We start from the raw sequence: 22,128 nt of genomic DNA, 5'->3' as shown, positions 1-22,128 counted from the left end.
TTCCATGTCAAAGGCGCGGTGCTGAGCCGCCCTGCCCGTCCGGTGGCAACGCGATGACCGCCGGTCCGCCGGCCGGCCACGCGACCGGTCCGCCCACCCAGCGGGACATGGATTCCAGCCCGATCCCGGCAAGCAGGCGCCGGGGGACGAAGTGGTTGTCTTCCACGTCGAAGACGCCGATCTCTGAATACACCCGGCTGACCACCCCCTGCGCGGTCAGCGGCAGCGAACAGTGGCTGACCAGGCGCGAAGCGCCGGCACGTGTCAGCGTTTCCATCATCACCCACACCGTCGGCGTGCCGACCGCGAGGTCCATCGCGCCGCCCACGGAAGGCAGCGGATCGCCCTCGCCCAGCGCCCAGTTGGCGATGTCGCCGTTGGCCGCGACCTCGAACGCGCCCAGCACCGTGATATCGAGGTGGCCGCCGCGCATCATGGTGAAGGACAAGGCGTGGTCGCAAATCGACGCGCCGGGCTGGAGCGCCACGTGCTCCTTGCTGGCATTGATCAGGTCGGGGTCCGGCGGCACCTGCGGGTCTCGCTGCGCCATGCCGAGAATGCCGTTCTCGCTGTGCAGGTGTATGCCCAGCCCCGGCGCAATATGCCCGGTCACGAGCGTTGGCATGCCAATGCCGAGATTCACCACGGCATGCTGCGGAAAGTCCGCCGCCACCATGCGGGCAATGTCAGGTCGCGTCAGATGGCGCATGGTTCCCTCCTGACGACGCGGCTGACAAAGACACTGGGCGTCACGATGTGGCACGGATCGAGCGAGCCGGTTTCCGCGATGACGTCTGCCTCGACGATCGTGATCGTTGCCGCCGTGCACATGACCGGGCCGAAGTTGCGCTGGGCGTAGCGGTACTCGAGATTGCCCAGCCTGTCGGCTCGCGACGCATTGACGAAGGCGTAGTCGGCATGGAGCGGCTGCTCCAGCACGTACCCCTTGCCGTCGATGACTCGGCATTCCTTGCCCGATGCGAACGGCGTTCCATAGCCGGTCGGCGTAAAGAAGGGCCCCAGCCCGGCCCCGGCGGCGCGGATGCGCTCGACCAGCGTGCCTTGCGGCATCACCTCCACCTGCAGCCTTCCGGCCAGCACGAGGTCGCGAAGGACTTCCGAGCCCGGCATGCGCGGGTAAGAGCAGACGATGCGCCGCACCCGCCCGCCACGCACCAGTGCCAGGAAACTGGCGTCCCCCGCACCGGCGTTGTTGTTGACGAGCGTAAGTTCGGTCGCGCTGCTGCACTCGAGCAATGCAGCAAGCAACTGCGCCGGGATGCCCGATCCACCGAACCCGCCCACGAATATCGACGCTCCGGAGCGTATGTCCGCCACTGCCTCAGCCGCCGATGCGATCAGCTTGTCCTGCATGCCTCATGCCTCCATGGAACCGGCGGATTGCCACGCGGCAACGCCGAACGCCAGCTCTCTGTGACTGTCAGCCTCGACGCAACGGAAGCTGGTCGCTTCCGGCGAGCGCCACAGTTCAACGGCAACGGCGCGCCCCGGATACGCCATCCCGGTAAAGCGGATATCGATCCCGCCAACCCAGGCGTGCGCGGACGGCGGCGTCCGCATCACCGCCCTGGCTGCCAGCCCGGCCATCGATGCGCCATGCAGGATCGGCGCATCCAAGCCGGCCAGCTTCGCGCTCTGCGGATCGATATGCAGCGGATTCCGGTCGCCGGTGAGCCGGTAGATGGCCGCCTGGTTCCTGCTGACGGGAAGCACCAGGATGTCGTCGGGGCTACGTTCCGGGGCGCGCGGAATCGGCGGCAAGGCCTCGTCCGACTGCGCGGCGTCTCCCGCCGAATAGCCGCCGTCGCCGCGGCAGAGATTGACCTGGTCCACGCGCGCGACCGGTTGCCCGGTGGCCGCGTCGACGATGGACCGCTCGGTCACGACCAGCGCGCCGCCACGCGGCCCCTTGTCCGTCACGCGCGCCACGCGGCTGTGACCGATGACGTCGCCGCTAACCGCGAGCTGCCGAAACAGCGTCATGCGCATCTCGCCATTCACGACCCGCCGCCAGTCGATGCCGTGCACCGCGTCGCGCATCCAGAAGCCCGGGTACGCAATCACGGCGGCCATCGACGGCAGCGCCTTCAGTCTTTCCTCATACAGGTACTCGACCTCGTCGCCGATCGCGGGGTCCTCGCTCAGCCCGGCGCCCACGCCCAGCGCGTAAAGAATGCAGTCATCCGGGCCGTAGGCGTGGCGCAGCGGCGCGAACGCGGCTGACCTGAGCCGGTGGTAATCGATCGCCATGGCACGCTTACACCGGGTCCCACGCGAACACTTCTGCGGAGGTATCGAGCGGCATGAAGGACTGGCGCAGCGCCGGCATGCCGTGGCTGGCAATCGCCTGCGGGGTCCAGCCGTCGGAACGGTGGACCGATTTCGCCGGGCGCGACTGGCTCATCAGGAAGATCTCGTTGAGGCGGATCGCAAAGACCTGGCCCGACACGCTGGCCGATTCGTCCGACGCCAGATAGGCAATCAGCGGCGCTATGGTTTCCGGCCCCATGCGGCGGATCTTTTCGATATGGCGCGCCTGCTCGGCCGTCTTCGCCGGAATCGTCTCGGTCATCCGGCTCCAGGCGAGCGGCGCGATGCAGTTCGAACGGACATTGAAGCGCTGCATGTCCAGCGCGATCGCCTTGGAAAGACCGACGATGCCCAGCTTGGCGGCGCAATAATTGGCCTGGCCGCGGTTGCCGATGACCGCGGAATTCGACGTCATGTGGATCAGGCTGCCGCCGGACTGGTCCTTGAAGTGCTGTGCCGCGGCGTGGCTCACGTTGAAGGTGCCGTACAGATGCACCTTCACGACCGCGTCGAAATCCTCCGGCGTCAGCTTGTGGAACATCTTGTCGCGCACGATCCCGGCGTTGTTGACCACCGCGTCGATGCGTCCGAAGTTCCGCACCGCCGCGTCGATCATGCGCTGCGCGCCGGCGTAGTCGGCCACCGAGTCGCCGTTTGCCACCGCTTTGCCGCCGGCCCGCACGATCTCTTCGACCACGGCCGAAGCGGCGTCCGCCCCGGCCTCGTGCCCATCGAGCGAGACACTGAGGTCATTGACCACCACCGCCGCGCCCTGGCGCGCCAGCTCGATGGCCGCGGCACGGCCGATACCGTTACCCGCGCCCGTTACCACGACGACTTTACCGTTCAGCATTCGCTTATCTCTCGGTTGAAAGGATAGTTGTGGCTTGTGCGCTCAGCACACCGCCGTTTCCATGGACCAGGCAGGTCCGCGCGCGCGCGACCTGGCGCTCGCCGCACTCGCTACGCAGCTGGCGCACGGCCTCCACCAGGCCGAACATGCTGTACATGCCGGGGTGCACGCAGGACAGGCCGCCGCCATTGGTGTTGACCGGCAGCGCACCGCCAGGGGCGATGCGGCCATCCTGGACAAAGCGGCCGCCTTCCCCTTTTTCGCAGAAGCCTAGGTCCTCGAGGAACAGGATGGGATTGATCGTGAACGCGTCGTAGAGCTGGACCAGGTCGATCTCGGCGAGACTGGCTTTGGCGCGCTTCAGTGCCAGCGCCCCGCTGATGCGCGCGTCGGTCACGGTAAGGTCGTCCATGGACGAGATCTGGCGATGGTGATGCGAAGTCGCGGTCCCCAGCACGTAGACGGGCTGGCGCCTGAGCGCGCCGGCGCGTTCCGCACTGGTCACCACGACGGCGCCCGCGCCATCCGTCACCAGGCAGCAGTCGCGCACCGTGAACGGCGACGACACCGGCCTGGCATGCAAGACCTCATCGATCGTCAGGGGCTCGCGCCGGAACGCTTCCGGATTCAGCCGGGCCCATTGGCGCGCCGACACCGCAACCTCCGCGAGCTGCTCGCGCGTGGTGCCGTACACGTGCATGTGCCGCATCGCGGCCAGCGCATAGCTGGTCGGCGGATTGAAAGGCTGGAACGGATCCTCGAACGGATACGGGTCCAGCCGCGCGCGGGCGGGCGAGGTCGCCGAAACGCTGTTCCCGCCCCGCGGCGTGGCACCGTACGCGATCACGATGTTGCGACACAGTCCCGCCCGGATCGCGGCGGCCGCCGTCAGCAGATGACCGACGAACGACGCGCCGCCTATCTGCGTGCTGTCCGAGAAGGACGGCCTGAGGTTGAGGTACTCGGCCAGCTTCACCACCCACATCGACGAAGCCAGGCTCGCGCTCATCAGCCCGTCGATCTCCGGCATCGTCAGCCCGGCATCTTCCACGGCGGCGTGCACGGCGCGAGAGGTAATCTCGAGGTCGGTCTGGCCTCCGGCATCGCCAATGCCCGCGGTGGCGCTGCCGGCGATGGCGATGCTGCCCCGCAACGATGGCTCCCAGTCGATCATTTGCCGTCCTCTTCAAAAACAATACGCGGCGGTTCCGTGCCGGCATCGACAAGCGCGGTCAGGCGCATCCCGATGGCCAGCGCGCCGGGGCCTGCGCCGGGAACCGTCGACATCATGCGAAAGCCGTCGGCCATGTCGACCAGCACGACATTCCGGCCGGGATTGCCGCCCTGCGGCGGAATCTCCGAGTAGGAGTAAAGCGTGCCCGCGGTTGTCATCGACACCCACGCGTACTGGCTGCTGCGGCACACCGGACAATGCGTGCGCGGGGCAAAGAAGCGCTTGCCGCATCCCTGGCAACACTGCACCTTCGGCGTACCGGCGCGAAGCGCCGCGAAGAACGCCTGTTCGGGCGACTCGTCGCCGTGCGCACGGGCCTCGTCGCGATTACTCATCCTTGACCCCCGCCTGTTGAATCACAGCCTTCCATTTGTCCATCTCCGACAGAACGAAGGCCTTGTAGGTGGGCAGGTCCATATTGCCGGGCTCCGATCCGGTAGAGCGGATGTACTCGGAGGTCGCCTGGCTGGCGATTGCTTTGCGAAAACCCTGGTTTAGCGTGGCCAGGACCTGCGGCGGCGTGCCGGCGGGCGCGTAGACACCGACCCAGGTCGTCAGGTCAAAGCCCTTGTAGCCGAGCTCGTTGAGCGTCGGCACCGCCGGGTACTGCTCGCTGCGGCGCGCCGACGCCACCGCCAGCGGCACGATCTTTCCGGACTTCAGGTAAGCATTCGCCGTCACCGACTCGGCGACGCCGAACGGCACCTGCCCCGACACCAGGTCACCCATCGCGGGGCCCGCACCCTTGTAGGCCACGTGCACCAGCGGCAGGCCGCTCTGCGCGCGCAACAGCTCTCCCACCACATGCGGTGCGCCGCCGATCCCCGCGGTGCCATACGGAATCGTCGAATGCGTGCTGGCATACGCTTTCAGGTCAGCGAAGGTCTTGATGCTCAGGCCCGCATTCACCAGGACGAAGTTGGGGCTGATGGCCAGCAGCGCGACCGGATCGAATGCCTTCCTGGCATCGTATGGCAGCGCCTTCTTCATCGCCGGATTGATCACGTGGCTGGTCGCGCCCACCAGGATCGTGTACCCGTCCGCAGGCCGGCGCGACACGTATTCCGTCGCGATTTGTCCGGTGGCGCCAGGCTTGTTGTCCACCACGAACGGCTGCCCGGTCTGCGCCTGCAGGTCCGCCGCGACCTTGCGCGCCAGGATGTCGGTCATGCCGCCAGCCGCGTAGGCCACGACCAGCGTGACGGGCTTGGTGGGGTAGGTTTCGGCGGCGTGCGCAACGGTGGCGAACGCGGCGATGGCGAAGGGGATTGCGGATTTCAAGGGTGTCTCCGGGTGTCAGGTGGTGGCCGCGAGGGACTTGCTGTGGGCGCTATTGCGGTTCGATGCCGGTTCGTTTGACGATGTCGTCCCACTTGCGAATCTCCTGGCTGACGAAGCGCTGGAATTCGGGTACCGGCATGCGGCCCGGCGTCGTACCTTGCTGCTGCAGCATTTCCTGGAATGGCGGGTCATTCATCGAGCTTCGCGCCAGATCGTTCAGCCGCGCCTGAATCCCGGACGGCAGCCTTGCGGGGCCGTAGAAGCCGATCCAGATCTCGGTTTCGTAGCCCGGCACGCCCTGCTCCGCCACAGTCGGCACATCTGGCAGGACCGCGGCACGGGTCTTAGTCGTGACGGCAACCGGTGTGAGCTTCCCGGCCTGGATGTACTTGAGTGCGGTCAGCGCGTCGACGAACGACGCTTGAATCTGCCCGCCCAGCAGGTCGTTGACGGCCGCGGCAGTGCCCTTGTAGGGCACATGGAGAAGCGGTGCTCCGGTGCGGCTTGCCAGCAGGGCGCCCGATAGATGCGTGGTGCCTCCGGTACCCGCCGAGCCGTAGCTGACGCTTCCGGACCGGCGCGCGAACGCGAGCAACTGCTGGAGATTCTTGGCGGGAACCGAAGGATTGACCACCAGCACACTGGGCGTGCTGGCGAGCAGCGCGATCGGCGCGAAATCGCGCTCCGTGTCGTACGGCAACCGCTTCGTAATCGCGGGATTCACCACATGTGCCGTGGTGGTAACGAGCAAGGTATAACCATCCGGCTGCGCGCGGGCGACTTTTTCCGCGCCGATGATGCCGCCCGCGCCGGGGCGGTTTTCCACCAGCACGGGCTGACCCGTTGCCTTCTGCATCGTGGCGGCCAACTGCCGGGCCATCACGTCGGTCATGCCTCCGGCTACGAAGGGAACCACCAGCGTCACCGGCTTGTGCGGATAGGCCCCGTCAGCCAGTACGCCTGACGATCCCAGCAGGAAGCAGGCGCCGATCAGGCGACGCCTCCATGACACGGTTCGAAGCATTCTTGTCTCCTCCACTCTGGCGCGCGGTTTGCCCGCGTCGTGTGACTGCACGGCCAGATAGTAGGGACAGCCCATTCATGACACAATCGACTTCTTTTCATGAATACAGTCGGTCAAGGCATGAATATCACTTTGCGCCAGCTCCGCCTCTTCCTCGAAGTCTTCGAGACGCGCAGCATCACGGCTGCGGCAACCCGGCAGAACATCACCCAATCCGCCGCGAGCAAGGTGATTGCGGAACTGGAGACACAGCTCGGCTTTGCGCTGTTTGACCGGACCACGCGCCGGGTAGAGCCGACCGACGCGGCGATCGAATTCCATGCCTTCGCCGTCGACGTGATCGCCACCATGCAGGCCGCGACCCGAAGCGTCGAGGAACTCGCGGCAATGAAGCGGGGGAAAGTGAGCATCGCCGCCTCGCCGCTGATGATCTACGGCCTGCTGGCAGGCCCGATCACCGAGTACAGGAAGCAATTTCCGGGGGTGCGATTCGAGCTGCACGAGCTGTCCACCGACGAGACGGTGGAAAGCGTGCGCGCAGGCATTGTCGACTTCGGCCTTGGCGCGGTCGAAGACGAGCTGCCGGGAGTATCGTCAGAGGTGGTCTATCAGGGGCGCATGCGTGCCGTGGTAAGCATGGACAGCCCGCTGGCCAACCGCGAGCGGATACGGCTGGCCGACCTTTCGCGCTTCGACCACATCAGCTTGCGCCGCTTCTTCAGCGTGCGCCGGACGCTGGACCAGCTGGTTGCCGACAAGGGCGTGGTCATGCCAAGCGGTGTGGAAGTGGGCACCCTGACGTCTGCGCTGGGTCTGGTCAAGCGCGGGGACAGCGTGCTGATCGCGCCATCCTATGCCGCCAAGATTGCCGAAGAATGGGGCATGCGCACGATCGCCATCGTCGACATTCCGCCGGACGCGCATCGGCTCTCGCTGATCCAGCGCCGGCTTGGCCGGCCGACGCTGGCCACGCGCAAGTTCCTGCAGGAACTGATTCCGCGGCTCAAGGCGAGCAGCGGATAACGGAACGACGAGGGAGGGACCGTGCGCCAGTTCCTCGGCCCGCCTCACGTCACCGGCGCCGGATTGAACAGCACCAGTGCATTGCGGATCTTCCAGTGCTCCGCCCATGACTTCTTGCCGCTGGCCACGGCCAGCAGCGTGTGGAACAGCTCCCAGCCCACTTCCTCGATGGTGGCTTCGCCGGTGGCGATGCGGCCGGCGTTGACGTCCATCAGGTCGTGCCAGCGCCGCGCCAGGTCGTTGCGGGTGGAGACCTTGACCACCGGCACTTCCGCCAGCCCGTACGGCGTGCCGCGACCGGTGGTGAAGACGTGCAGGTTCATGCCGGCGGCCAGTTGCAGCGTGCCGCAGACAAAGTCGCCGGCGGGCGTGGCGGCGTAGATCAGGCCCTTCTGCGTGACCTTTTCTCCCGGGCCGCTGACGCCGTGGATCGGGCCGGTGCCGGACTTGACGATCGAGCCCATCGCCTTTTCGACGATATTGGACAGGCCGCCCTTCTTGTTGCCGGGCGTGGTGTTGGCGCTGCGGTCGACCTGGCCGCGCTCCAGGTAGCGGTCATACCAGGCCATCTGGCGCAGCAGCGCCTCGGCCACCTCGGGGGTGGCGGCACGGGCGGTGAGCTGGTCGATGCCGTCGCGCACCTCGGTGACTTCAGAGAACATCACCGTGGCGCCGGCGCGCACCAGCAGGTCGGTGGCAAAGCCCACCGCCGGGTTGGCGGTGACGCCGGAGAACGCATCGCTGCCGCCGCACTGGACCCCCACCACCAGGTCCGACGCCGGACAGGTCTCGCGCCGGCGCGCGTTCAGGCGCGCCAGGTGCTTGTCCGCGGTCGCCATGATCGCTTCGATCATCGAGGCAAAGCCCACGTGCTGTTCGTCCTGCAGGCAGACCACGTCGGGCTCGCCGGCTATCTGGATCGGGATGGTGCCGGCGCCGATCAGCCGCGCGGGCTGCAGCTTCTCGCAGCCCAGGCTGACGATCATCACCTCGCCGCCGAAGTTGGGGTTCAGCGCGATATTGCGGATGGTGCGGATCGGGATGCCGGCATCGGGCGCGTCGATCGCCACGCCGCAGCCGTAGGTGTGCTCGAGGCCGACCACGTCGTCGACGTTGGGATATTTCGGCAGCAGTTCTTCCTTGATGCGCCGCACCGCGAACTCGACCACGCCCTCGACGCACTGCACCGTGGTGGTAATGCCCAGGATGTTGCGCGTGCCGACCGAGCCGTCGGCATTGCGGTAGCCCTCGAAGGTATAGCCCTCCAGCGGCGGCAGCGGCGTCACGCGCGTGCCAACCGGCAAATCGTCCAGTCCCGGCGCGGCCGGCATGCGGATCACGCGCTCGTTGACCCAGCTGCCACGCGGCAGGTCTTGCAGCGCGTAGCCGATCACCACGTTGTAGCGGATCACCGCATCGCCTTCGCGCAGGTCCGCCAGCGCTACCTTGTGGCCCTGCGGCACGGCTTCAGCCAGCACCAGGCCGCACGGGAACGCGGTGCCCGCCGGCAGGCCGCCATCGTTGGCGACGATGGCGACGTTGTCGTGCGGGTGCATCGCGATGTAGAGCGGGCGCGACGCGTGCGTGGCCGCTGTAGGGGTCCCTGCCATGTCCTCTCCAGCCCCGGACCGGTGGTCGGGGTATGTGTTACGTTGTCTGACAACATTCTAGCTTTCACTTATGTTGTATGACAACGATTTAAAGCGGCAGATGTCGTTCCCGGCGCAAAGATCCTCATGCTGCACTGCAGAATGACCGTTCCGCGTGACATGGCCTATAAGGATGCAACCGGTTTCAGGGTTGATGGGGACCGGCCAACCGACACGCCGGCGCGGCGCAACGCACGCCCCGGCCTGCTTTCGATTCCGCACCGCCTGGCCGGTAGCGCCGGCCACGCCACATGATAGGAGGCATGACTCATGCGCTGGAAGCAACGTCCGCAAGGTTCCAACTGGGGAGACTTCGGCCCCGACGACCAGCTCGGCCGCATCAACCTGATCGGCCCCGAACAGGTCATCAAGGGCGCGCGCGAGGTGCAGGCCGGCCGGAGCTTTTGCCTGTCGCTGCCGCTGGACTACCCCGGCGGCAACAAGCTCAACCCGCGCCGGCACCCGCCGGTGCTGCGGCCGACCTTCCGCGACGACACGCCGTTCACCAACTTCCCGCTGGCGAAGGTGGATCCTGCCGCGACCGATGTGATCAGCGACGACCAGGTGCTGATGTGCCTGCAGTACAGCACGCAATGGGACGCGCTGGCGCATGTGGGCGCCCTGTTCGACGCCGACGGCGACGGCCGTGCCGAGCGGGTCTACTACAACGGCTACCGTGCCAACGAGCATATCGTCGGGCCGATGGACTATGCCGAGGACGACAACTTCGCGGCGCACCCGTGCGGCCACGACCACAGCGCGGCGCACGCGCTAGGCATCGAGAATTTCGCGGTCAAGGGCATGCAGGGCCGCGGCGTGCTGGTGGACCTGGCGCATGTGTTCGGCATGGACTTCCGCAATGTTGGCTACGACGACCTGATGCGTGCGATCGAGGCCGGCAAGGTGGAAGTCGAACGCGGCGACATGCTGCTGCTGCGCACCGGCTTTGCCGAAGTGGTGCTGTCGATGCAGCGCGAGCCTGATGAGGCGGTGCTGCATCACAGTTGCTGCGCGCTCGACGGACGGGATGACAGGTTGCTGAACTGGATCACCGATGCGGGAATCGCGGCGCTGATTGCTGACAACTATGCCGTGGAGCGCTACCCGGCCCGCCCTGCGCCAGATGGCGATGCAAGCCATCCGCTGCTGCCGCTGCACCACCATTGCCTGTTCAAGCTGGGGTTGCCGCTGGGGGAGCTATGGTACTTGCGGGAACTGGCGGATTGGCTGCGGGGGAATGGGCGCACGCGGTTTCAGTTGACGGCGCCGCCATTGCGGTTGCCGGGGGCGGTGGGGTCACCGGTTACGCCGGTTGCTACGGTGTGAGTTTTTGTGTCTTCGGCGTTTTGGTTTGGTGGTCATGCTTGGCGGGCGTGGGCTGTTTCGCCGGCGTAGCCGGCAACCTACTTCTTGTCCGAGGGGGAGCGAGCGTGGTGCCGCAGCACCAAAGACAAGGCCCTCGGGGGTGAGCCGAGGGCCTTGTGTCTGGTACGCATCGCAGGATGCATGCCAGGTTTCCGTCCGTTGCTTATAGCCGAGGCATGAATAGGTGGAAGTCTATAACCCAGCCCTCAACGTCCGGGTTCTCGCAGCGCACGCGCTTGGAGTTGTACTTGCTTCCGACCTTGGTTAGATAGCACCTGGTATTGATTGGCAGAACCTGAAAGCGCTCTGTCTGCGCATCGGCATCGGCCTCGGTGGCGTACAGCTTTACGGCAGTCATGGTTACGCCGGGCGTAAAACTAATACGCTCACCCGTAACAAAGAAGTACGCCGCCGCAAGAAAGGCGAGCAATGCCAAAGCAACTAGTGCCTTTCTCATCGTCTACCAGTTCTCGGATGCGCCATGCTCCCAACCTCTCGGGTATAGCCTTCGCTCCACGACACGGTTGGATTTGCTCACCACCGATAGAAGCTCGGCAGGCGTAATGGGCGTCTGTAGGTTGCGTGGGTCATGTGCCCGTCGCCTTGGTGGACGATGCCTTTCATCATGGTCGCGAAGCGAAGAAAGCCGAGAATTTCGCTTATATCGACGAACCTTAGTGCTGTATATAGGATATGTCTGATCGGATCGACGAAATCGCCCCTAGGCCTGTGTCGGCCTACTAACGGCGTTATTGTGGGACGCCTTCGGCTGCGCTGCGCGCTCCACCGTCCCCGATTCCCCGCATGTTTTCTCCCCTCTCCCGCTTGCGGGAGAGGGGCGGGGGAGAGGGCCGGTGCGTCAACGAAGTCAAGACTGCAACCCCAAGCAATCTCACAGCCAAAGCCACCTCTTGCGGAATCGTTTCAGAGAATGGCGATTTGCGAACGAGCGCAGCCAAGGCACGATGCTGCGTCCGCGCAGGAATGCGAAGTGTCTTATCGAGTTTCTGGCTCTAACGCGGGAGACTGACACGGTCATCGCACACAACGGTGACCGGGCGTGGAAGCCCGGACTGCAAGCACCACAGGACGGCGTCTTCGACGCCGCCTGTCTCCGCGTACGCGCTTGTCATCCATGGCGGGCCGGACACGAGGCAGCCGCAAGGCTGGCCGGCTTGGTGTTTGCATCGGTCTTCCACCNTGTTTTCTCCCCTCTCCCGCTTGCGGGAGAGGGGCGGGGGAGAGGGCCGGTGCGTCAACGAAGTCAAGACTGCAACCCCAAGCAATCTCACAGCCAAAGCCACCTCTTGCGGAATCGTTTCAGAGAATGGCGATTTGCGAACGAGCGCAGCCAAGGCACGATGCTGCGTCCGCGCAGGAATGCGAAGTGTCTTATCGAGTTTCTGGCTCTAACGCGGGAGACTGACACGGTCATCGCACACAACGGTGACCGGGCGTGGAAGCCCGGACTGCAAGCACCACAGGACGGCGTCTTCGACGCCGCCTGTCTCCGCGTACGCGCTTGTCATCCATGGCGGGCCGGACACGAGGCAGCCGCAAGGCTGGCCGGCTTGGTGTTTGCATCGGTCTTCCACCCTCGTCGTCAGGCCCGCCGCCCTCCGCTAGCGTCGCGCGGCGGACCGATCGATTTGGACGTCTGACTTCGTGGATGCTCCGGCCCTCACCCCCGCCCCTCTCCCGCAAGCGGGAGAGGGGAGCAAACAAGCGCCTTACGCCATCCGCTTCCTGCTAACCCGCATCCGCAAATCACTCACCACCGGCCACACCAGCACGAAGATCGCCAAGCCCATGATGGTCCCGACCAGCCCGTTCGACCAGAAGATGTCCAGCGCACCGGAAGACACCAGCATCGTCTGCCGGAACGCATCCTCAGCCCGGTCCCCCAGCACCAGCGCCAGCACCATCGGCGCCAACGGATAATCCAGCTTCTTCAGCACATAGCCCACCACGCCGAAGCCCAGCATCAGCCAGACGTCGAACAGCGCGCCGTTCACGGTGTACGCGCCGATCGCGCAGATCACCAGGATCAGCGGCGCGATGATCGAGAACGGGATGCGCAGGATCGCCGCGAACAGCGGCACCGTCGACAGCACCACGATCAGGCCGACGATATTGCCCAGGTACATGCTGGCGATCAGCCCCCACACGAACGGCCCTTGCTCGGCGAACAGCAGCGGCCCCGGCTGCAGGCCCCAGATCATCAGGCCGCCCAGCAACACGGCCGCGGTGGCCGAGCCGGGGATGCCCAGCGCCAGCATCGGCAGCAGCGCGCTGGTGCCGGCCGCGTGCGCGGCGGTCTCCGGCGCGACCACGCCCTCGACATTGCCCTGCCCGAACGAATCGGGATCTTTCGCCATGCGTTTGGCCACGCCATAGCCCATGAACGACGCCGCGGTGGCGCCGCCGGGGGTGATGCCGAGCCAGCAGCCGATCACCGACGAGCGCAGCACCGTGAGCCAGTAGCGCGGCAGCTCGGCCCAGGTCTTCAGCACCACCTTCAGGTCGATGCGTGCCTGCTTGCCGCGGAAGGCGACGCCCTCTTCCATCGTCATCAGGATCTCGCTGATGCCGAACAGGCCGATCACCGCGACCAGGAAGTCGAAGCCGCGCAGCAGCTCGGTCGAGCCAAAGGTCATGCGCAGCGTGCCCGACACCGTGTCCATGCCGACCGCGGCCAGCACGAAGCCCAGGCACATCGCGATCAGGATCTTGGGCTTGGATTCCTTGCCCATGCCGACAAAGCTGCAGAACGTCAGCAGGTACACCGCGAAGAACTCCGGCGGGCCGAAGCGCAGCGCGAACTTTGCCACCATCGGCGCCAGAAAGGTGATCAGCAGCACGCCGGCCAGCGCGCCCAGGCACGAGCCGGTGAAGGCCGAGGTCAGCGCCTTGCCGGCCTCGCCGCGCTGCGCCATCGGGTAGCCGTCGAAGGTGGTGGCCACCGACCAGGCTTCGCCGGGAATATTGAACAGGATCGAGGTGATGGCTCCGCCGAACAATGCGCCCCAGTAGATGCAGGACAGCATGATGATCGCGGACACCGGGTCCATCGAGAACGTCAGCGGCAGCAGGATCGCCACGCCGTTGGGGCCGCCCAGGCCGGGCAGCACGCCGACGACGATGCCAAGCAGGATGCCGACGAACATCAGCCCGACGTTCTGCCACGACAGCGCCACGGCGAAGCCGCCCATCAATGCATTGAGTTCATCCATGATCCGCCCCTCCCTAGTAGCCCAGCGCCGCTTCCAGCGGGCCCTTGGGCAGCGGCACGCGGAACTGGATCTCGAAGATCCAGAACAGCAGGGCATTGATGCCGACCCCGATGAGCACGGCCTTCCACCACGCCGACTTGCCCACCCAGACCATGAAACCGGCGACGAAGGCCGCCGAAGCCACGTAGATGCCGAGCAGCCCGATCAGGCCGACATACACCGTCAGCGGCACCAGGATCACGCCCACCTGCCGCAGCTGCTGCCACGTCGCGAACACGGCGGCGCCGTCCGCGCGCAGCGCCTGCACGCCCACCAGCACGCTGCAGGCCAGGATGATGATGCCGACCCGCATCGGGAAATACCCCGCTTCCGGCCCGTCCGGCGCCCAGCCGGCGCCGATGCTGTAGTTGCTCCAGATCACGACCAGCGCGCCGGCCAGCAGGCACAGCGCCACCGCCAGTTCCACCGCCTTGACCGAGATGCCGGCGCCCGCATGCGCCGCTGCCTGTTGTGAATCCATGTTGTCCCCCGCCTTGCTTCAGGCCATCGGCTGCGCCGCGCGGCGCAGCCCGTTGGTGATCCGTGCCAGCGTCAGCGCGAGGCGACGAAGCCCGCCTCCTTGATGATGTCGCGATGCGCGGCTTCGTCGCGCGCCAGGAAGTCGGTCAGCGCCTTGCCGGTCAGGAAGTCGTTCTTCAGCGCGTTCTTCTGCAGGTATTCCTTCCACTCCGGCGTGGCCACGATCTTCTGCATCAGGTCGACGTAGTACTTCTGCTGCTCCGGGGTCACGCCGCCCGGCATCATGAACACGCGCAGCATCTGGTATTGCACGTCGAGACCCTCTTCCTTGCAGGTCGGCACGTCGTGCCAGCTCTGGGTCTGCGTGACCTTGCTGTCGTAGGCCATGCGCTGCGGCGCGAACACGCACAGCGCGCGATGCTCGCCGGCGCGCCACTGGCCGATCGATTCGGAAGGGTTGTTGAGGTTGGCGTCGATATGCTGGCCCGACAGCTGCGTGGCGGCCTCGCCGCCGCCCTTGTACGGCACGTAGATAAAGCGGGTGCCGGTCTTCTTCTGCACCAGCGCGCTGATGATCTGGTCCTCGCGCTTGGAGCTGGTGCCGCCGACCTTGATCTTGCCGGCGCTGGCCTTGGACGCATCGATGAACTGCGCGACGGTCTTGTACGGTGCCGCGGCATTGGTCCACAGCACGAACTCGTCCTGCGCAACCATCGCCACCGGCGTCAGGTCGCGCCAGCTGAACGGCAGGTGGCTCACCATCGGCACCGTGTAGAGCGCCGACGAGGCCACCAGCAGCTTGTGCGGGTTGCCCTGCGATGCCTTGGTGTCCATCAGCCCTTCGGCGCCGCTGGCGCCGGCCTTGTTCAGCACGATCACGGGCTGGCTCATCAGCTTGTGCTTGGCGATGATGCCCTGGATCGACCGTGCCATCTGGTCCGAGGCGCCGCCGGCGCTGAACGGCACCACGATCTCGACCGGCTTGGCCGGCTCCCATGCCCATGCGCTGAGGCAGGCCGTGGCACCCACCACGGCCGCCAGGGTCTTGCTGACTGTGTTGCGTTGCATCGTTGGTCTCCTTTGGCTTTGACTACCCTGTGCCGCTTGGCGCGGCTCTTCTCTTTTCTTGTTTCTGCGCTGCGACGGTGGCATCAGCGGCATCAGCGGCTCAGGCCGCGTGCCGCGATGTCCCACAGTTCGGCCACGCGCCCGTTGCGGCAGCACACGTACTGCGCGTGCAGGTTCGCGGTGGGATCGCAGTGGCCGGGCACCAGCCAGAGCTTGCTGCCCAGCAGCGCCTGATTGTTTTCGTCCAGCACTTGCAGCACACCATGCTCATCGTTGGCGGCGACATAGCGCAGCCACTCGCTGCCCGGGCCGGACCACAGGCGCGGCAGGCCGGAATCCACCGCGACCGACTTTAGCCCCGCATCGCACACCGCCACGCCGGCGCGCGCCGTGCTCATCACCGTGGCCGACAGGAACAGGGCCTGCCTGGGCTGGAAGCGCCCGGGCCATTCGCTGGCGCCGTAGTGGCCGTCCAGGAACACGTAGCTGCCGGGCTGGATCTCGGTATAGACGCCGCTCTCGCAATCAAACTCCGCGGTGCCGCTGCCGCCGCCGGTGACCACCGGGCAGGCGATGCCGCGGGCATGCAGGAGCCGTACATAGTCGTGCGCCTGTTCGGCGGCGCGCCGGGCCGCGTCGCGGCGCCGGGTCCAGTGCGCCAGGTGCTGCGCGCCGCCGTGATACGCCTGCAGCCCGCCGAAGCGCAGCGACGGCGCATTGCCGATGGCGTCGGCAAGGCGGATCAGCGCTTCGGCACTGTCGACGCCGCAACGCCCCTGCCCGACGTCGACTTCCGCCAGCGCGGTGATGCGTACCCCGCCGGCAGTGGCGGCGGCAGCGACCGCGGCCACCTGCCGCACGTCATCCACGCAGATGCTCAGGTCCACGTAGCGGGCCAGCTCCACCGCCATGGCCAGCTTGTCGGCGCCGACGAACTCATTGCTGATATGGATGCTGGCAATGCCGGTGGCGGCAAACGGATAGGCCTCGCTGAGCTTCTGGCAGCAAATGCCCACCGCGCCGGCAGCAATCTGCCGCTGCGCGATTGCGACCGACTTGTGCGCCTTGGCGTGCGGGCGCAGCGCCACGCCGCCGGCATCGGCAAGCGCCTGCATTTGCGCCAGGTTGTGGTCGAAGGCATCGAGGTCGACCAGCAGCGCCGGCGTGCCGACGTCCTCCACGCGATCGCCGATCCTTGCCAGCACCGGCGGCTTCAGGTTGCGCACCGGCTCATTCATCGCGGCCGCCTTCGAGCGCCATCGCCAGCACCCGCGCCACATGCATCGCCTCGGCATCCGCCCCATCGCGGATCTGGTGGCGGCAACTGGTGCCGTCCGCGACCACGATGGCATCGGGGGCACGTTTGCGCACCGCCGGCAGCAGCGACAGCTCGGCCATCGCCTGCGACGCCGCGAAGTGCTCCGCCTCGTAGCCGAAGCTTCCGGCCATGCCGCAGCACGACGACTCCACCGGTGCCACCTTCAGGCCCGGAATCCATCCCAGCACGGTCTGCACCGGCGTAAAGGCATCGAACGCCTTCTGGTGGCAGTGCCCGTGCACGATGGCCTCGGAGGCCTGCAACGGCTGCAGCGGCAGTTCCAGCCGGCCCGCCTGCCGTTCGCGCACCAGGAACTCTTCGAACAGGAAGGACAGGCTGGCAAGCTGGCGCGCCTCGTCGCCATAGCCATAGCCCAGGAACTCGTCGCGCAGCGACAGCAGGCACGACGGCTCCAGGCCCACCACCGGCACGCCGCGCTCGACGAACGGGCGCAAGGCGTCCAGCAGGCGCCGCGCCTCGGCCTTGGCCTGATCGACCAGGCCCGCGGCGAGGAAGGTGCGGCCGCAGCACAGCGGGCGCCCGCCCGCAACGGTATTGAAATGCACCGTATAGCCCGCGGCTTCCAGCACGGCCTGCGCGGCGCGCGCGTTGTCGGGCTCCATGTAGTTGCTGAAGGTATCGACGAACAGCAGCACTTCGCGGCCTTGGGCCTTGCTGTCTGCGGCAGCGCCGGCGGCGTGGCCCGCCAGGAACGGCGCGGTGAAACGCGGCAGCGAGCGCTGCGGGGCAAGCCCCAGCGCTCGCTTGATCCAGCCCGAGACCCCGGGCACGCTGTCGGTCAGCGCCAGCAGGCCCGACACACGGCTGGCCACCGGCGCATAGCGCGGCAGGAAGGCCACCATGCGCTCGCGCAGGCTGATGCCGTGCCGGCGGGTCCAGGCGTGGCGCGCCTCGATCTTGAACTTCGCCATGTCGACGCCGGTCGGGCAGTCGCGCTTGCAGCCCTTGCACGAGACGCACAGGTCCAGCACGTCCTTGACTTCGGCACTGGCCAGCCCGTCCGTGCCGAGCTGCCCGGACAGCGCCAGCCGCAGCGTGTTGGCGCGGCCGCGCGTGACATGCTGCTCGTCCTTGGTCACGCGGTAGCTGGGGCACATGGTGCCGGCGTCGAACTTGCGGCAATGGCCGTTGTTGTTGCACATCTCCACGGCCGAAGCGAGACCGTGCGTGGCGGTATCGTTGCCGGTGCCGGGCGCGGTCTCCACGCCCGTCAGCGGGTCGCGCCGCACGTTCCACGCCGACCAGTCCAGCGCGGGCGTCAGCGGCAGCGCGGCGTAGCCGGGCGCGAAGCGGAAGTTCTCGCGCGCATCCATCCTGGGCGGGCGCACGATCTTGTCGGGGTTGAAGCGGTTGTCCGGATCGAACAGCGCCTTGATCTCGCTGAACGCGGCGTTGATGCGCGGGCCGTATTGCCAGGCCACCCATTCGCCGCGGCACAGGCCGTCGCCGTGCTCGCCGGAATACGCGCCCTTGTACTCGCGCACCAGCTCGGCCGCTTCTTCCGCGATCTCGCGCATGCGCAGCGCGCCGTCGCGGCGCATGTCCAGGATCGGCCGCACGTGCAGCGTGCCGACGCTGGCATGGGCATACCACGTGCCCTCGGTCTCGTGCCTGTGGAAGACCTCGGTGAGCCGGCGCGTGTATTCGGCCAGGTGTTCGAGCGGCACCGCGCAGTCTTCGATGAACGAGACCGGCTTGCCGTCGCCCTTCATGCTCATCATGATGTTCAGGCCGGCCTTGCGCACGTCCCACAGCGCCTTCTGCGCCTTCTCTTCCGGCATCTTCACCACTGAGCCGGGCAGGCCCAGGTCCGCCATCAGCTCGGCCAGCTGGTCCAGCTGCGCCAGCAGCGCGTGCCGGTCGTCGCCGGCGAATTCCACCAGCAGGATGGCCTGCGGATCGCCGCTCAGCGCGCGCTCGACCACCGGGCGGAAGGCAGGGTTCTCCATCGACAGGTCGATCATGGTGCGGTCGACCAGCTCCACCGCCACCGGGCGCAGCGTGACGATATGCTGGGTCAGGTCCATCGCCTGGTAGAACGTGGGGAAGTTGACCACGCCCAGCACCTTGTGCGCCGGCAGCGGCGCCAGCTTCAGCGTGAGCTGGCGGCTGCAGGCCAGCGTGCCTTCGGAGCCGACCAGGATATGCGCCAGGTTGGCGTGGCCGTCGTCGGTATAGGCGCGCGGGTTCTGGCAGTCGAACAGGTCGATGTTGTAGCCGGCCACGCGGCGCAGCACCTTGGGCATGCGCTCGGCGATCTCGCCGCGCTCGCGCGTGGCGATGCGCTGCAGCCCGCGCAGGATGCCCTCGGCGCGCCCTGCCGCCACCGGCTGCGCCAGCGAGCCGAAGTGGCAGTCGCTGCCGTCGGCCAGCACCGCGTCGATGGCCAGCACGTTATGCACCATGTTGCCGTAGGCGATCGAACGCGAGCCGCACGAGTTGTTGCCGGCCATGCCGCCGATGGTGCATTGCGCGCCGGTGGATACGTCCACCGGGAACCACAGCCCGTGCGGCTTGAGCCAGGCGTTCAAGTGGTCCAGCACGATGCCCGGCTCCACCGTCACCGTGCGCGCGCCGGCATCGAAGGCGACCACGTTGTTGAGCCACTTGCTGGTGTCGATGACCAGCGCCTCGCCCACGGTCTGGCCGCACTGGCTGGTGCCGGCGCCGCGCGCCAGCACCGGCACGCGCTGGTCGCGCGCGATGTCGAGCGCGCGCACCAGGTCGGCCTGGTCGCGCGGCACCACCACGCCGACCGGCATGATCTGGTAGATCGAGGCGTCGGTGGCGTAGCGCCCGCGCGCGGCGCGGTCGAACAGCACGTCGCCGCGCAGTTCCTTGCGCAGCAGCGCCGACAGCGGCGACAGCGGCGAATTGGCCCGATGCTGCGCGGGCACCAGGTGGATCGGCTTGACCAGCAGGGAGGACGAAGTCATGTTCATGGCATGCAAGAAGCAAGGGCTGCGCGCCCGCGGCGATGCATGCGGCCGCCTGCGCGGCGACCGCATGCCCTGGTGAGGTTCCGGTGCGAAGGCCGGCGGGGCGCGGAGCGTGCCGCGCCCGCAGTGCCAAGGCTCAGGCCGCGGCCTTGAGCACCGGCAGCTCGGCGTGCGCTTGCAGCGACGCCATCGCCGCGGCCACGCCGCTGCCCGCCAGCGGCACGCCCGCCAGCTTCAGCCCCATCTCGCAGCCGGCGAGCGTGGCCATCAGGGTCAGGTCATTGCAGTCGCCGAGATGGCCGATGCGGAACATGCGGCCGCGCATCTTGCCCAGCGCCTGCCCCAGCGACATGTCGAAGCGCTCATAGATCAGCTTGCGCACCGCGTCGGCGTCGACGCCGTCGGGCATCATCACGCCGGTCAGCACCGGGCTGTACACCGCCGGATCCGCGCACTGGATCTCCAGCCCCCAGGCGCGCACCGCGCAACGCGTCGCTTGCGCCAGGCGCTGGTGGCGCGCGAACACCTGCTCCAGGCCCTCGCCCAGGATCATGTCGAGCGCTTCGGAGAGGCCGTACAGCAGGTTGGTGTTGGGCGTGTACGGCCAGTAGCCGTTCTTGTTGGCCTCGATGATCTCGGCCCAGCCCCAGAACGCGCGCGGCAGCGTGGCGTGCTCGCTGGCGGCAACCGCCTTGGGCGAGAGCGCATTGAAGCTGATGCCCGGCGGCAGCATCAGGCCCTTCTGCGAGCCGGACACGGTCACGTCCACGCCCCACTCGTCATGGCGATAGTCGGCCGAACCCAGGCCGGAGATGGTGTCGACCAGCAGCAGCGCCGGGTGCCCGGCGGCATCGATGGCCCGGCGCACCGCGGCGATATCCGAGGTCACGCCGGTCGAGGTCTCGTTGTGCACCACGCAGACGGCGCGGATCGCGTGACCGGTGTCCTCGCGCAGGCGCGCTTCGATCATGTCCGCCTGCACGCCGCGGCGCCAGCCCTCGATGCCGGGCAGGCCCAGGAATTCCGGCCGCAGGCCCAGCGCCTCGGCCATCTTCTTCCACAGCGTGGCGAAGTGGCCGGTCTCGAACATCAGCACGTGATCGCCCGGGCTGCACGTATTGGTCAGCGCGGCTTCCCAGGCGCCGGTGCCCGAGGCCGGATAGATGATCACCGGATGCCGGGTCTTGAAGATTTCCTTGATGCCTGCCAGCACCTTGCGGCCGAGCGCGCCGAACTCCGGCCCCCGGTGGTCGATGGTCGGATAGCTCATCGCGCGCAGGATGCGGTCAGGCACCGGGCTCGGGCCGGGGATCTGCAGGAAGTGGCGGCCAGAGGGATGGAAATCGAGATGAACCATGGGAATCGCGCCTCCGTTATGGATTATGAATTTTGAATGCAATCGACTATAGCAGAGCGCCCAAGTCACACCAAGGCGAAATTTGCGCGCTTTTATAATGGTTAACCCGGGGTTTGGCGGCAGAAAACAAGATGCAGTAGAATCCGCGCCACGCGCAAAGGGGATATTGAATGCAAAACTTCGAGAACGATGGTCCGGCAGTGAGCCCTGCCCCGCCCGTGGCGGCGCCGTCGCTGCCGCGCCTGGCACGCCCGCGCCTGCACGACACCGTGGTCGAGCACCTGCGGCAGTTCATCGTCGAAGGCGTGTTCGCCCCCGGCACCAAGCTCAACGAACGCGAGTTGTGCGAGACGCTGGGCATCTCCCGGACGCCGCTACGCGAGGCGCTCAAGGTGCTGGCGGCCGAGGGCCTGGTCGATCTGTTGCCCAACCGCGGCGCCAGCATCTCGCGCATGAGCGAGGCCGAAGTCCGCGAGAGCTTCGAGCTGATGAGCGGGCTGGAGGCGTTTTCCGGCGAACTGGCCTGCGAGCGCATCACCGCGGCCGAACTCGCGCAGATCAAGGCGCTGCACTATGCGATGCTGGCCTGCCGCGCCCGCAACGACTTGCCGGGCTACTACAGCCGCAACCAGGAGATCCACGACCGCATCAACGAGGCCGCGCGCAACACGCCGCTGCGCCAGACCTACCAGTCGATCAACCGCCGGCTGCAGGCCCTGCGCTTTCGCTCCAACCAGCAAAGAGGCAAGTGGGATGATGCGGTCGAGGACCACGAAGAAATGATCCGGGCGCTCGAAGCCCGCGACGGCAAGCGGCTGGCGGTGATACTGAAGCGCCACTTGCTGGAGAAGCGCGATGCGGTGCTGCCGCTGGTGTCGGGCGACCACGCTGCCAGCGGATCTTTCTGAAATCG

19 protein-coding genes are annotated in these 22,128 nt (G+C 67.0%); 3 read left to right on the top strand and 16 right to left on the bottom strand.

Going from position 1 to position 22,128, the window contains the following annotated elements:
• Positions 1 to 7 precede the first annotated feature (7 nt).
• From CBM2594_RS18695 to CBM2594_RS18660, 8 genes are read right to left on the bottom strand one after another with little or no spacing between them, the layout of a single operon-like run.
• Positions 8 to 709, bottom strand: coding sequence for a CoA-transferase (locus CBM2594_RS18695; RefSeq protein WP_116358310.1), 702 nt, complete (start codon positions 707 to 709; stop codon positions 8 to 10).
• Positions 697 to 1,374 (bottom strand): 3-oxoacid CoA-transferase subunit A, encoded by a 678-nt coding sequence (locus tag CBM2594_RS18690; RefSeq protein WP_116358309.1) that lies wholly within the window; start codon positions 1,372 to 1,374, stop codon positions 697 to 699. The genes CBM2594_RS18695 and CBM2594_RS18690 overlap by 13 nt, the downstream gene beginning before the upstream one ends.
• Positions 1,375 to 1,377: 3 nt before the next feature.
• Complete coding sequence (locus CBM2594_RS18685) at positions 1,378 to 2,271, bottom strand: MaoC/PaaZ C-terminal domain-containing protein (protein WP_116358308.1); 894 nt, start codon at positions 2,269 to 2,271, stop codon at positions 1,378 to 1,380.
• A gap of 7 nt (positions 2,272 to 2,278) precedes the next feature.
• Positions 2,279 to 3,184, bottom strand: a complete 906-nt coding sequence (locus CBM2594_RS18680; protein WP_116358307.1) for an SDR family NAD(P)-dependent oxidoreductase — start codon at positions 3,182 to 3,184, stop codon at positions 2,279 to 2,281.
• 4 nt (positions 3,185 to 3,188) lie between these two features.
• Complete coding sequence (locus CBM2594_RS18675; RefSeq protein WP_116358306.1) at positions 3,189 to 4,358, bottom strand: thiolase; 1,170 nt, start codon at positions 4,356 to 4,358, stop codon at positions 3,189 to 3,191.
• Positions 4,355 to 4,753 (bottom strand): Zn-ribbon domain-containing OB-fold protein, encoded by a 399-nt coding sequence (locus tag CBM2594_RS18670; protein WP_116358305.1) that lies wholly within the window; start codon positions 4,751 to 4,753, stop codon positions 4,355 to 4,357. The genes CBM2594_RS18675 and CBM2594_RS18670 overlap by 4 nt, the downstream gene beginning before the upstream one ends.
• Positions 4,746 to 5,699, bottom strand: coding sequence for a Bug family tripartite tricarboxylate transporter substrate binding protein (locus CBM2594_RS18665; RefSeq protein ID WP_232346669.1), 954 nt, complete (start codon positions 5,697 to 5,699; stop codon positions 4,746 to 4,748). Before CBM2594_RS18665 ends, CBM2594_RS18670 begins: the two co-directional genes overlap by 8 nt.
• 49 nt (positions 5,700 to 5,748) lie before the next feature.
• A complete protein-coding gene (locus tag CBM2594_RS18660) occupies positions 5,749 to 6,723 on the bottom strand; it encodes a Bug family tripartite tricarboxylate transporter substrate binding protein (protein ID WP_198048172.1) in 975 nt (324 codons plus the stop codon).
• 120 nt (positions 6,724 to 6,843) lie between these two features.
• On the opposite strand from CBM2594_RS18660, the gene CBM2594_RS18655 reads away from it, so the two are divergent.
• A complete protein-coding gene (locus tag CBM2594_RS18655) occupies positions 6,844 to 7,746 on the top strand; it encodes a LysR family transcriptional regulator (RefSeq protein ID WP_198048171.1) in 903 nt (300 codons plus the stop codon).
• Positions 7,747 to 7,790: 44 nt separating this feature from the next.
• On the opposite strand, the gene garD is transcribed toward CBM2594_RS18655, so the two are convergent.
• The gene (gene garD / locus CBM2594_RS18650; RefSeq protein ID WP_116358302.1) at positions 7,791 to 9,356 is read right to left on the bottom strand and encodes a galactarate dehydratase; all 1,566 of its coding nucleotides are present in this window, start codon (positions 9,354 to 9,356) and stop codon (positions 7,791 to 7,793) included.
• A 309-nt stretch (positions 9,357 to 9,665) separates the two neighbouring features.
• Here garD and CBM2594_RS18645 point away from each other — a divergent pair, with 309 nt between their 5' ends.
• Entirely contained in the window at positions 9,666 to 10,721 is a 1,056-nt protein-coding gene (locus CBM2594_RS18645; RefSeq protein ID WP_116358301.1) for a cyclase family protein, read from the top strand.
• Positions 10,722 to 10,923: 202 nt separating this feature from the next.
• On the opposite strand, the gene CBM2594_RS18640 is transcribed toward CBM2594_RS18645, so the two are convergent.
• The 7 genes from CBM2594_RS18640 to CBM2594_RS18610 all read right to left on the bottom strand — a co-directional run bounded on the left by CBM2594_RS18640 (position 10,924) and on the right by CBM2594_RS18610 (position 21,215).
• Positions 10,924 to 11,217: a hypothetical protein gene (locus CBM2594_RS18640; protein WP_147310431.1), complete on the bottom strand. Its 294-nt coding sequence runs from the start codon at positions 11,215 to 11,217 to the stop codon at positions 10,924 to 10,926.
• 1,273 nt (positions 11,218 to 12,490) lie between these two features.
• Entirely contained in the window at positions 12,491 to 13,993 is a 1,503-nt protein-coding gene (locus CBM2594_RS18635) for a tripartite tricarboxylate transporter permease (protein ID WP_116358299.1), read from the bottom strand.
• 13 nt (positions 13,994 to 14,006) lie between these two features.
• Positions 14,007 to 14,513, bottom strand: coding sequence for a tripartite tricarboxylate transporter TctB family protein (locus CBM2594_RS18630; RefSeq protein WP_116358298.1), 507 nt, complete (start codon positions 14,511 to 14,513; stop codon positions 14,007 to 14,009).
• A 71-nt stretch (positions 14,514 to 14,584) separates the two neighbouring features.
• Complete coding sequence (locus CBM2594_RS18625) at positions 14,585 to 15,580, bottom strand: Bug family tripartite tricarboxylate transporter substrate binding protein (RefSeq protein ID WP_116358297.1); 996 nt, start codon at positions 15,578 to 15,580, stop codon at positions 14,585 to 14,587.
• 92 nt (positions 15,581 to 15,672) lie between these two features.
• A complete protein-coding gene (locus CBM2594_RS18620; RefSeq protein WP_116358296.1) occupies positions 15,673 to 16,818 on the bottom strand; it encodes an alanine racemase in 1,146 nt (381 codons plus the stop codon).
• A complete protein-coding gene (locus CBM2594_RS18615; protein WP_116358295.1) occupies positions 16,811 to 19,861 on the bottom strand; it encodes an FAD-binding and (Fe-S)-binding domain-containing protein in 3,051 nt (1,016 codons plus the stop codon). Before CBM2594_RS18615 ends, CBM2594_RS18620 begins: the two co-directional genes overlap by 8 nt.
• A 133-nt stretch (positions 19,862 to 19,994) precedes the next feature.
• Positions 19,995 to 21,215, bottom strand: a complete 1,221-nt coding sequence (locus tag CBM2594_RS18610) for a pyridoxal-phosphate-dependent aminotransferase family protein (RefSeq protein ID WP_116358294.1) — start codon at positions 21,213 to 21,215, stop codon at positions 19,995 to 19,997.
• 170 nt (positions 21,216 to 21,385) lie between these two features.
• On the opposite strand from CBM2594_RS18610, the gene CBM2594_RS18605 reads away from it, so the two are divergent.
• Complete coding sequence (locus CBM2594_RS18605; RefSeq protein WP_116358293.1) at positions 21,386 to 22,123, top strand: GntR family transcriptional regulator; 738 nt, start codon at positions 21,386 to 21,388, stop codon at positions 22,121 to 22,123.
• Positions 22,124 to 22,128: the final 5 nt, after the last annotated feature.

Source organism: Cupriavidus taiwanensis, from assembly GCF_900249755.1.
Taxonomy (GTDB): domain Bacteria; phylum Pseudomonadota; class Gammaproteobacteria; order Burkholderiales; family Burkholderiaceae; genus Cupriavidus; species Cupriavidus taiwanensis_D.
Note: the sequence above shows the minus strand (reverse complement) of the source record. Positions and strands in the feature narration are given on the sequence as shown.

What these genes read in the sequence shown, in the direction of transcription:
- CBM2594_RS18695 (WP_116358310.1), bottom strand. Translation starts at nt 709, where the DNA reads ATGCGCCATCTGACGCGACCTGACATTGCCCGCATGGTGGCGGCGGAC.
- CBM2594_RS18690 (WP_116358309.1), bottom strand. Translation starts at nt 1,374, where the DNA reads ATGCAGGACAAGCTGATCGCATCGGCGGCTGAGGCAGTGGCGGACATA.
- CBM2594_RS18685 (WP_116358308.1), bottom strand. Translation starts at nt 2,271, where the DNA reads ATGGCGATCGATTACCACCGGCTCAGGTCAGCCGCGTTCGCGCCGCTG.
- CBM2594_RS18680 (WP_116358307.1), bottom strand. Translation starts at nt 3,184, where the DNA reads ATGCTGAACGGTAAAGTCGTCGTGGTAACGGGCGCGGGTAACGGTATC.
- CBM2594_RS18675 (WP_116358306.1), bottom strand. Translation starts at nt 4,358, where the DNA reads ATGATCGACTGGGAGCCATCGTTGCGGGGCAGCATCGCCATCGCCGGC.
- CBM2594_RS18670 (WP_116358305.1), bottom strand. Translation starts at nt 4,753, where the DNA reads ATGAGTAATCGCGACGAGGCCCGTGCGCACGGCGACGAGTCGCCCGAA.
- CBM2594_RS18660 (WP_198048172.1), bottom strand. Translation starts at nt 6,723, where the DNA reads ATGCTTCGAACCGTGTCATGGAGGCGTCGCCTGATCGGCGCCTGCTTC.
- CBM2594_RS18655 (WP_198048171.1), top strand. Translation starts at nt 6,844, where the DNA reads ATGAATATCACTTTGCGCCAGCTCCGCCTCTTCCTCGAAGTCTTCGAG.
- garD (WP_116358302.1), bottom strand. Translation starts at nt 9,356, where the DNA reads ATGGCAGGGACCCCTACAGCGGCCACGCACGCGTCGCGCCCGCTCTAC.
- CBM2594_RS18645 (WP_116358301.1), top strand. Translation starts at nt 9,666, where the DNA reads ATGCGCTGGAAGCAACGTCCGCAAGGTTCCAACTGGGGAGACTTCGGC.
- CBM2594_RS18640 (WP_147310431.1), bottom strand. Translation starts at nt 11,217, where the DNA reads ATGAGAAAGGCACTAGTTGCTTTGGCATTGCTCGCCTTTCTTGCGGCG.
- CBM2594_RS18635 (WP_116358299.1), bottom strand. Translation starts at nt 13,993, where the DNA reads ATGGATGAACTCAATGCATTGATGGGCGGCTTCGCCGTGGCGCTGTCG.
- CBM2594_RS18630 (WP_116358298.1), bottom strand. Translation starts at nt 14,513, where the DNA reads ATGGATTCACAACAGGCAGCGGCGCATGCGGGCGCCGGCATCTCGGTC.
- CBM2594_RS18625 (WP_116358297.1), bottom strand. Translation starts at nt 15,580, where the DNA reads ATGCAACGCAACACAGTCAGCAAGACCCTGGCGGCCGTGGTGGGTGCC.
- CBM2594_RS18620 (WP_116358296.1), bottom strand. Translation starts at nt 16,818, where the DNA reads ATGAATGAGCCGGTGCGCAACCTGAAGCCGCCGGTGCTGGCAAGGATC.
- CBM2594_RS18615 (WP_116358295.1), bottom strand. Translation starts at nt 19,861, where the DNA reads ATGAACATGACTTCGTCCTCCCTGCTGGTCAAGCCGATCCACCTGGTG.
- CBM2594_RS18610 (WP_116358294.1), bottom strand. Translation starts at nt 21,215, where the DNA reads ATGGTTCATCTCGATTTCCATCCCTCTGGCCGCCACTTCCTGCAGATC.
- CBM2594_RS18605 (WP_116358293.1), top strand. Translation starts at nt 21,386, where the DNA reads ATGCAAAACTTCGAGAACGATGGTCCGGCAGTGAGCCCTGCCCCGCCC.